This is a genomic window from Micromonospora sp. NPDC048894 (assembly GCF_040649765.1).
Taxonomy (GTDB): Bacteria; Actinomycetota; Actinomycetes; order Mycobacteriales; family Micromonosporaceae; genus Micromonospora; species Micromonospora antibiotica.
Genome location: NZ_JBEZFY010000017.1, coordinates 152,981 through 162,639 on the forward strand (window position 1 = coordinate 152,981; position 9,659 = coordinate 162,639).

7 protein-coding genes and 2 pseudogenes are annotated in these 9,659 nt (G+C 74.4%); 5 read left to right on the forward strand and 4 right to left on the reverse strand.

Annotated features, from left to right (window positions below; translation table 11 throughout):
- Positions 1-22: 22 nt before the first annotated feature.
- From AB0C22_RS27990 to AB0C22_RS28005, 4 genes are all read left to right on the forward strand, one after another.
- Positions 23-661, forward strand: coding sequence for a TetR/AcrR family transcriptional regulator (locus AB0C22_RS27990; RefSeq protein WP_208568268.1), 639 nt, complete (start codon positions 23-25; stop codon positions 659-661).
- Positions 662-726: 65 nt separating this feature from the next.
- Positions 727-954, forward strand: a complete 228-nt coding sequence (locus AB0C22_RS27995; RefSeq protein WP_091242202.1) for a DUF3107 domain-containing protein — start codon at positions 727-729, stop codon at positions 952-954.
- Between the two features lie 380 nt (positions 955-1,334).
- Positions 1,335-3,083, forward strand: a complete 1,749-nt coding sequence (locus tag AB0C22_RS28000; protein WP_219464811.1) for a DEAD/DEAH box helicase — start codon at positions 1,335-1,337, stop codon at positions 3,081-3,083.
- A 136-nt stretch (positions 3,084-3,219) separates the two neighbouring features.
- Positions 3,220-4,389, forward strand: a complete 1,170-nt coding sequence (locus AB0C22_RS28005; protein WP_219464813.1) for an SAM-dependent methyltransferase — start codon at positions 3,220-3,222, stop codon at positions 4,387-4,389.
- A gap of 6 nt (positions 4,390-4,395) precedes the next feature.
- Here AB0C22_RS28005 and AB0C22_RS28010 read toward each other — a convergent pair whose 3' ends face one another.
- On the reverse strand, positions 4,396-4,821 hold the full coding sequence (locus tag AB0C22_RS28010) for a hypothetical protein (RefSeq protein ID WP_219464815.1): 426 nt from the start codon (positions 4,819-4,821) through the stop codon (positions 4,396-4,398).
- Between the two features lie 225 nt (positions 4,822-5,046).
- Here AB0C22_RS28010 and AB0C22_RS28015 point away from each other — a divergent pair, with 225 nt between their 5' ends.
- The gene (locus tag AB0C22_RS28015) at positions 5,047-5,463 is read left to right on the forward strand and encodes a helix-turn-helix transcriptional regulator (protein ID WP_219464817.1); all 417 of its coding nucleotides are present in this window, start codon (positions 5,047-5,049) and stop codon (positions 5,461-5,463) included.
- 359 nt (positions 5,464-5,822) lie between these two features.
- Here the strand turns inward: AB0C22_RS28015 and AB0C22_RS28020 are convergent, their stop codons facing one another.
- The 3 genes and pseudogenes from AB0C22_RS28020 to AB0C22_RS28030 form a co-directional block, all read right to left on the reverse strand.
- Positions 5,823-6,947, reverse strand: a complete 1,125-nt coding sequence (locus AB0C22_RS28020; protein ID WP_255597751.1) for a hypothetical protein — start codon at positions 6,945-6,947, stop codon at positions 5,823-5,825.
- Between the two features lie 204 nt (positions 6,948-7,151).
- Positions 7,152-8,648, reverse strand: a pseudogene (locus AB0C22_RS28025) (helicase-related protein); the annotation flags it as partial.
- Between the two features lie 180 nt (positions 8,649-8,828).
- A pseudogene (locus AB0C22_RS28030) lies at positions 8,829-9,431 on the reverse strand (DEAD/DEAH box helicase); the annotation flags it as partial.
- Between the last annotated feature and the right edge of the window lie 228 nt (positions 9,432-9,659).

The window sequence follows — 9,659 nt, forward strand, 5'->3', positions numbered from 1 at the left end:
ATGACGAAACTCGGAGGTTCCCATGACCGCTGTGGGGAACGGTGCGCAGACTACCGGCCGGCCCACCCGGCTGCCCCGCTCAGCACGCCGTAAGCAGCTACTCGCGGCGGCTCAGGAGGTGTTCGTAGCCCAGGGGTACCACGCCGCGGCGATGGACGACATCGCCGAGCGGGCCGGGGTTTCCAAGCCGGTGCTGTATCAGCACTTCCCCGGAAAGATGGATCTCTACCTGGCGCTGCTCGACACGCACTGTGACGCCATCGTCGCCAAGGTGCACGATGCGATGCGGGGCACCAACGACAACAAGGAGCGGGTCGGCGCGTCGGTGCGGGCCTACTTCGACTTCGTCGACCACGAGAGCGAGGCGTTCCGGCTCGTGTTCGAGTCGGACCTGCGCAACGATCCGGCGGTCCGGCAGCGGGTGGAGCGGGTGGAGCAGGGCTGCATCGCGGCGATCACCGACACCATCATCTCCGACACCGGGGTCAGCCGGTCGCACGCCGAGCTGCTCGCCTCCGGCCTGGTCGGTGCGGCGGAGACGGCGGCCCAGTTCTGGCTGGCCGGTGGCCGGCAGGTGCCGAAGGCCGAGGCCGAGGCGCTGGTCGCGGCGTTGTCCTGGCGGGGCATCGCGAGCTTCCCGCTCCAGGGTGAGTCAGCCTGAACATCCCGCCCCGAGATCGGATAGCCTTCGGACCGGCGGCTATCTCGCCCACCTGAGGAGGCACAGTGGAGGTCAAGATCGGCGTGCAGTACGCGCCGCGCGAGCTGGTACTGGAGAGCGCGCAGTCGCCGGCCGAGATCGAGCAGATCGTGACCGACGCCTTCGCCAAGGTCGAGGGGACGCTGTCCCTGACCGACGAGAAGGGTCGACGGGTCATCGTGCCGGTCGGCAAGGTCGCCTACGTCGAGATCGCCGAGGCGTCTCCCCGTTCGGTCGGGTTCACCGTCCGCTGAACCGGTCCGGCCCCTGCGGCGGGTGATCCCGTCGCAGGCCGGGCCCGGTGGGCGGCGGGTCACCGACCGTGTCGAATCCGGTCGCCGCGCTGGCCCACCCCTGTGCCGTCGGCGTCACCGACGACATTAACGGTGACTCAGGTCACAATTCCCACCCCCGGCGAAAAGCCGTGGGTCCAGGTCAGGAGCGTGTGCCGACCTGCTCGGGTAGGATGAGGTAGTTGCCGTGGGCGCCGATCTGATCGAAGTCCTGCCCACGGCGCGCGTGCGGCCCGGTCCGGCGCGGCGATTCTCCGCCGCCGATCGCGTGGCCCGCGTCACACCGAACGCGCCCTGAGGACAAAACGGGGCGCACCACGAGAGGGCACCCCCAGATCCAGATGAGCGAACAGATTCTCGACCAACTGGAGGGCCAGGAACTGGTCCCCACCGCCCCGGTCCGCCCGGAGGCCCCCACGTTCGCCGCGCTCGGCGCGCGGCCCGAGACCGTCGAGGCCCTGGCCGCGGCGGGCATCACCCGCGCCTTCGCGATCCAGGAGTACGCCATCCCGATCGCGCTGCGCGGCACCGACATGATCGGCCAGGCCCCGACCGGCACCGGCAAGACCCTCGGCTTCGGCGTACCGCTGCTGGAGCGGGTCCTGGCGCCGGCCGAGGGCAGCGACGGCGTGCCCCAGGCGCTGGTCGTCGTACCCACCCGCGAGCTGGGCATCCAGGTCGCCAAGGACCTCGCCGCCGCCGGGCGGACCCGGGGCGTGCGGGTGCTGCCGATCTACGGCGGCGTGGCCTACGAGCCGCAGATCGACGCGCTGCGCAAGGGCGTGGAGATCCTGGTCGGCACCCCCGGCCGGCTGATGGACCTGCAGAAGCAGAAGCACCTGCGGCTCGACCGGGTCCGCGCGCTCGTGCTCGACGAGGCCGACCGGATGCTCGACCTGGGCTTCCTCGACGATGTCGAGAAGATCCTGGCGATGCTGCCGGACGACCGGCAGACCATGCTCTTCTCGGCCACCATGCCGGACCCGATCGTCACCCTCTCCCGGCGGTTCCTGCGCCGGCCGGTGACGATCCACGCCGGGCACACCGCCGAGACCGGCCCGTCGCCGCAGACCCAGCAGCTGGCGTACCGCACCCACTCGATGAACAAGATCGAGATCGTGGCGCGGATCCTCCAGGCCGAGGGGCGCGGGCTCACCATGATCTTCACCCGCACCAAGCGGGCCGCCGACCGGGTCGCCGAGGATCTCGACTTCCGCGGCTTCGCGGTGGCCGCGGTGCACGGCGACCTGGGCCAGGGCGCGCGGGAACGGGCGCTGCGCGCGTTCCGGGCCGGCAAGATCGACACGCTGGTCGCCACCGACGTGGCCGCCCGGGGCATCGACGTCAGCGGCGTCACCCACGTCATCAACTACGACTGCCCCGAAGACCAGGACACTTACACCCACCGGATCGGTCGTACCGGTCGGGCCGGGGCGACCGGCGTCGCGGTCACCTTCGTCGACTGGGACGACATGCCCCGGTGGCGGATCATCGACAAGACGCTCGGCCTGGACATGCCGGAGCCGCCGGAGACCTACCACACCTCCCCGCACCTCTACACCGACCTGGACATCTCCGCCGAGATGACCGGCACCCTGCCGACCGCCGAGCGGACCCGGGCCGGGCTCTCCGCCGAGGTCGAGGAGGACCTCGGTGGCCGTTCCCGCCGGGGTGAGAGCGGCGGCGGCCGGGGCTCCCGACGCGGCGAGGGCCGAGGCCGCGGTGACAGCGGCGGTCGGGGCGCCACCGGCGGTCGCGGCGAGGGCCGACGGGGCCGCCCCGACACCGATGCGCCGGGCGCCACCGAGACGCCCGTGGAGTCCACCGACGAAGGCCCCCGTACCCCGCGCCACCGGCGTCGCCGCCGGGCCGGCGAGGTCGTCGTGGGCGAGCCGACCACCGTGACCGGTGGGGAGTCCACCGACACCCCGACGGGTACGGCGGGCGAGCCGGCCGCCGCAGCCTCCGAGCCGGCAGTCGCAGCCTCCGGGCCGGCCGGCGAGGGCGAGTCGACCCGGCCCCGTCGTCGGCGGCGTCGCCGTGGTGGCGGTTCCGGCACGGACACGCCGGCCGAGGCCACCGCCGACTGACTGGCACCACCGACATCCCCCGGCCCGTACGGACGGCCCGGGGGATGTCGCGTGTCCGCCCGGTCACCACGGCGGTTCGGGTCACCCCGCGTCCGCCCGCTCGCGGGACCGATCGGCCGGGAAGGATGATGGAGCGATGCCGGAACCCTTGGACGCCGCCCTCACCGAGGTCCGGGCGTTGCTGCTCGACCCCGCCCTGACCCGCGCCGTCGCCGCCGGTCGACGCCGTGGGCAGCGCCCCTCCCTGGTCCGGGCCGAACTACGCCCGGTGGCCCTCAAGACCGGCCCCCGGTTGCAGATCTCCACGTCCGACGGCGTCCGGCCGTACACCCGGAACGTGTCGCCGGGCGCGGAGGCCGACGCGGCGGTCGACGCGCTGCTCGCCGAGCCGTTCGGCAACTGGCACGTGGAGACCGCCGGGGCGACCCTCCAACTGCGGGTGACCAAGTCCGGCGAAGCCCAGGTGCACCGGGCCACCGCCGACCGACCGGCGGCCGGGCCGGAGGGCCACGACCGGGTGAAGGACTACCTGCTCGATCCGGGGGACCCGATCTTCGCGACGATCGGCGGCAACGCGGCCAAACGGCGGCAGGTCGACGCCTTCCTCCGCGCGCTGGCCGCCACCCTGCCCGACGATCTCACCGGCCGGCTGCGGGTGGTCGACCTGGGCTGCGGCAACGCCTACCTGACCTTCGCCGCCTACCGGTACCTCACCGGTCGCGGGCTGGACGTGGAACTGGTCGGGGTGGACGTCCGGGAAGATCAACGGCAGCGCAACAGCGAACTGGCCGCCCGCCTCGGTTGGGCCGACCGGGTCTCCTTCGTGGCCGGTACCATCGCCGACGCGGTGGTGGAACCCGCCCCCGACCTGGTGCTCGCGCTGCACGCCTGCGACACCGCCACCGACGAGGCGCTGGCCCGGGCGGTGCGCTGGGACGCCCGGTGGATCCTCGCCGCGCCGTGCTGCCACCACGACCTGGCGGCACAGCTGCGTTCCCGGCCGACGCCGGCCCCGTACGAGCTGCTGACCCGGCAGGGCATCCTGCGGGAACGCTTCGCCGACGTGCTCACCGACGCGCTACGCGCCGGGCTGCTGCGGGTGCACGGCTACCGGGCCGAGGTGGTCGAGTTCGTCGACTCCCGGCACACCCCCCGCAACCTGCTGATCCGCGCCCGCCGCACCGGGTCCGGCACCGACACCGGGCCGCAGCGGGCCGAGTATCAGCAGCTGGTCGACCAGTGGCAGGTCACCCCGCGCCTGTCGATCCTGTTGGACGACCGGCCCGCACCCGTCGGCGGGGCGTGACCAGGCTCAGCGACGTCGCCCGCCGGGCCGCTCCCCCGGCCCCCGGGCGAAGACCGTAGGGACCCGATCACGCTCCCCACGCTCGCCCTCGACGGACGTGGTGGGGAACGGCACCACCGTGCCGGCCGACTCGGCGTTGCCGGCGGCGGCGAAGGCGTTCCACGAGATGTCGACCAGGAGCCGCTTGAGTTCGGCGTGCCGGGCGGCGGCGCTGCGTTGCAGGGCCAGCCGCACGCCGAGCACCACCCCCACCAGCGTGGTGGTGACGGCACCGGCGGCGGCCAGCACGTGCCCGCCGGTCGCCCCGTCACCGGTCAACACCAGCACCAGCAGCCAGCTCCAGAAGCCCAGGGCGAACACCCCCGCCTTGGCGACGAAGAAGAGGCTGACCGCACCCGGGCGGTGCGGCACCGGACGGTCGGGCTCGGCCATAGCTGCTCCTCCTCGGCGTACGGGACGGGTCGGGGGCCCCACCGACCGTCCTGGGTTGGTGACAACTGCGGCAGTCCGCACCCGCCCGCCAGCTGCCCCGGGTGCGGCGACGCCGTCGGCGCGGAAGGGACGGACGGTCGGGCAATTGTCACGACGTCCCGCCGTACTACCCTCGAAGGGCGCACCGGACACCCGACTCCCACCGGAAGGGACGATCTCACCGGCATGGGTTCGACAGAGGTATCACCCCAGATGGCGTTCGCACGGTTCGTGCGACGGGCCATCGACGACGCCCGTGACGAGCGGGGTTGGACGGTGAGCGACCTCGCTGCCCACACCGGGGTCGGTCGATCCACCGTTTTCCGCTGGCTCGCCGGTGACTGGCAGGACTATCCCGAGCTGGCCAAGGTGCGCGGTTTCTGCGCCGCCCTCGACCTGCCGGTGGCGGCGGCCTTCCGGGCCCTCGGCCTGCCCGACGCGGGACCCGTCCCCCGCCGCCGCGCCGACGACGGCCCGGTGGAGGCGGACGTCCGGGTGATCCTCGACCGGCTGGCCGATCCGACGGTGCCCGCCGAGGAGAAGCACCACATCCGCGACCTGCTCCGCTACCTCGCCCGCCGCCCGATCCGCCGGGCCGGCTGACTCCTCCGGCTGCCCCTCGCCGGCTGAGGCCCTTCGGCTGGGACCCTTCATCGGGCCGGGCGGCCGCTCCGGCTGAGCCGGCCGAGCACGCGGCGACGGCAGCGCCTCGCCGAGTAACCACGCAGGGACGGCAGCGCCTCGCCGGCTGGCCAAGCAGGGACGGCAGCGCCTCGCCGGCTGACCAGGCAGGGACGGCAGCGCCTCGCCGGCTGACCAGGCAGGGACGGCAGCGCCTCGCCGGCTGACCACGCAGGGACGGCAGCGCCTCGCCGGCTGGCCAAGCAGGGACGGCAGCGCCTCGCCGGCTGACCAGGCAGGGACGGCAGCGCCTCGCCGGGCCGGGTGGAGGTTGCCGGGGGTCAGCGGACCGTGAGGGTGAACTCGGCGGTCCGCACCACGCCCGCCACCTGGAAGTCCAGGTACATCCGGTAACTGCCGGGGCCGGGCGCGGTCAGCCAGAACGTCACCGTGTCGGTGGCCGGCCCGGGTCCCGGGTGCACGTGCAGGTAGCCCAGGTCCCCTTCACGCAGGGCGACCAGGTGCCCGTACGCACCGAGGTAGCGCTCCAGGGTCGCCGGCTGTCCCGCCCCGTCCCGGACCCGGAACCGCAGCGGTACGGCGGCACCCACCTGCGCCGTGCCCTCGTAGTCGACGGTGAACCCGGCCACGGTCGCCCGGGTGGCCGGGGCCGGCAGCGGGCGGGGCGTGTAGTCCCCCGGAGCGACCAGGTCCACGCCCAGCGTGGCCGGGGTCTGCTGGCCGTCGTCGGCGAGCGCGGTGAAGTCCGTGTACGCCCGCCAGACGCCCGGCTCCGGCAGGGTCAGCGGGATCGACCAGGTGCCGTCGGCGGCCATCGTCGGGTGCAGGTGCTGGAAGCCGGTGAGGTCACGGCGGACCACGACCAGGTGCATCGGCTTGTCGTGCACGATCGCGAACCGGGTGACCGGCCGTCGCTGGGCGTCCCGGATCTGGAACCGCAGTTCGCCCGCCCGCCCGGCGACGAACTCCCCACCCGACGGGGTGAGCGTGTAGCCGCCGGAGGTGACCGACAGGCCGGTGGCCGCGTCGCCGCCCGACTGCCCGGCGGTGCCGTCGTGCTGGTGCGCCCCGGTGCCCGGAGCATGGGTGTGGTCACCGGCGGCGGTGGCGGCGGTCGCCGTCGTACGGTCGGTGGGCCGCCCGTTGGCCCGGCCGAGGCCGAAGCCGAGCAGGACGGCCAGCACCAGGCCACCCACCACCAGTGCCAACCGCAGGGTGGCCCGGTCCGGTCCGACCGCCGACGCCTCGTCCCCGGCCGAGGTCCCCCCGGCGGACAGCACCCATCCGCCGGGCTCCGCGTCGCCACGTCCCGGCCGGTCCCCCGGTTCCGCGTCGGGGGTACCCCGGTCCTGCCGGTCCACCGGCTGCGGGGTGCCCCGGTCAGTGGCCGGGCCGCCGCTACCTGCCGGGCCGGCGGGCCGGGTGACGGATCGCTGGTCGGCCATCCACCCACCGTACCGTCGAGGCCCTCGGCACCGGGGCGACGGCCGGGCACCGTGGCGGCGGTCGCACTACGGCCGGCCGGGGAACCATCTCCGGTGGGCCCGCTGGTCGGCTGGGCCCGCTGGTCGGCGTGGCGACCCGAGCTGGCTCAGCCCGTTGTCGGCCGCCTGCCGAGGCCGCCCGCCACCGGCATCGGCCCGGTCGGATCAGCCGGCGACGGCGAGGGCCAGCGGGAGGACGTCGGGGGCACCGGCGCGGCGCAGCAGCCGGGCGGCCATCGTCATCGTCCAGCCGGAGTCGACCAGGTCGTCGACGAGCAGCACCGGGCCGTCCAGCCCGGCCAATGCGCCGGCCACCTCGTCGGTGACGGTGAAGGCGTCGTGCAGGGCGCGTACCCGCTGGGCGCTGTTGCCGCGCGGCCCGCCGGCCCCGGCCGGGCCGGTGGGGGTGACCAGGCCGAGCAGCGGCAGCCGGCCGACCGTGGCGATCCGCTCGGCGAGCGAGGCGACCAGGGTCGGGTGGCTGCGGGAGCCGACCGCGACCACGCCGGCCGGGCGGCGCGGCCACGGGTCGTCGCCGTGGGCCCACGCCTTCAGCACCTCCACCACGGCCGCCGCCACGTCGTCGGGGACCGGGCCGTCGGCCGTGTCCGGGCCGACCAGTGCGCGCAGCCGGCCACCCCAGCCCAGGTCGGACAGCCGCCCCACCGCCCGACCGGGCAACGCCTGCTCCGCCGGGGCAATCCGCCCCTTCAGTGGTACGCCGACCGCGTCGAGGCCGGTCGGCCAGAGCTTCTTGGGGGCGATCTGCACCCCGGGGCGGCCGAGGAAGGTCTGCGCGGCGGTCAACGCGGGACCGGACACGTCGGCGGTGAACAGCGGCGCGGCACAGCGGTCACACCGGCCGCAGTCGCCGGCACCGCTGTCGTCCAGGCAGTCCCGCAGGTATCGCATCCGGCAGCCGGGCGTGCTGGCGTACTCGCGCATGGCCTGCTGCTCGGCGGTGCGGGCCTCGGCGACGCGGCGCAACCGGGCCTCGTCATAGGTCCAGGGCTCGCCGGTGGCGAGCCAGCCACCACGGACCCGGCGGACCGCGCCGTCGACGTCGAGCACCTTGAGCATCAACTCCAGGCGGGTCCGGCGCAGGTCGACGATGGGTTCCAGGGCCTGGGTGGAGAGCGGCCGGTCGGTGTGCAGGGCGGCCAGCACGGTGCGCACCTGATCCTCGGGCGGGAAGGCGAGCGAGGCGAAGTAGCGCCAGATGGCGGCGTCCTCGACACCGGGCAGCAGCAGCACCTCGGCGTGTTCGACGGCGCGACCGGCGCGGCCGACCTGCTGGTAGTAGGCGATCGGCGAGGGCGGCGCACCGAGGTGCACCACGAAACCGAGATCGGGCTTGTCGAACCCCATCCCGAGCGCGCTGGTCGCCACCAGCGCCTTGATCTTGTTGTCGAGCAGGTCCTGTTCGGCGGCGCGACGGTCGGCGTCGTCGGCCTGACCGGTGTAGGAAGCCACCGACCAGCCGCGCCCGCGCAGGAACTCGGCGGTCTCGGTGGCCGCCGCGACGGTCAGCGTGTAGATGATCCCGGAGCCGGGCAGCGCGTCCAGGTGGTCGGCGAGCCAGGCCAGCCGGTGCGCCGGGCTGGGCAGGTCGAGCACGCCCAGCCGCAGCGACTCCCGGTCCAGGGTGCCCCGCAGCACCAGCACGTCGGCCCGCCGGCCACCGGCGTCGGCGGGCGACGCGGCAGGATCGGCGGGCGACGCGGCAGGATCGGCGGTCAGTGCACTCCCGTCGGCGCGAGGTGCGGCGGGCGACACGGCGCGGTCGGCGGAGAGTTCGGCGCGGGGGGCGTGGCGGTCGGCGGGGGGTGCGGTGGGTTCGGTGCCGAGTTGCTCGGCGACGTCCCGGGTCACCCGCTCGTTGGCGGTGGCGGTGGTGGCGAGCACCGGGGTCCGCTCGGGCAGGTTGCCCAGGAAGGTACGCAGCCGGCGGTAGTCGGGCCGGAAGTCGTGCCCCCAGTCGGAGACGCAGTGCGCCTCGTCGACCACCAGCAGACCGGTGGTGGCGGCCAGCCTCGGCAGGACGGTGTCCCGGAAGTCGGGGTTGTTGAGCCGCTCGGGGCTGATCAGCAGCACGTCGACCGCCCCGGCGTGGATCTCGGCGGTGATCTCGTCCCACTCGTCGAGGTTGGCCGAGTTGATGGTGCGGGCCCGGATGCCGGCGCGGGCCGCCGCCTCCACCTGGTTGCGCATCAGCGCCAGCAGCGGCGACACGATGACCGTCGGGCCGTGCTCGCCACGCTCACGCAGCAGTGCGGTGGCCACGAAGTAGACCGCCGACTTGCCCCACCCGGTGCGCTGCACGCAGAGCACCCGCCGCTGGTCCACCACCAGCGCCTCGATGGCCCGCCACTGGTCCTCACGCAGCCGGGCGTGCGCACCGGCCAGCCGGCGCAGCACCCCCTCGGCCCGCTCCCGCACCGCCACCCGATCCTGCTCTACCCGCTCCCGCACCTCCACCCGCCATTCCTACCACCCCGGCCGGACACCCCGACCTCCCACGCAGTTGATCAAGAGGTTTACGTCATGATCCGCCCTCCAGGTGACGCAAACTTCTTGATCACCGGGGCGACCGGGAGGGAGGGAGGGAGGGAGGGAGGGAGGGAGCGCGCCGATTCCTCACCGACCCCGGGGCGCACAGGCGGGGCGTAGACG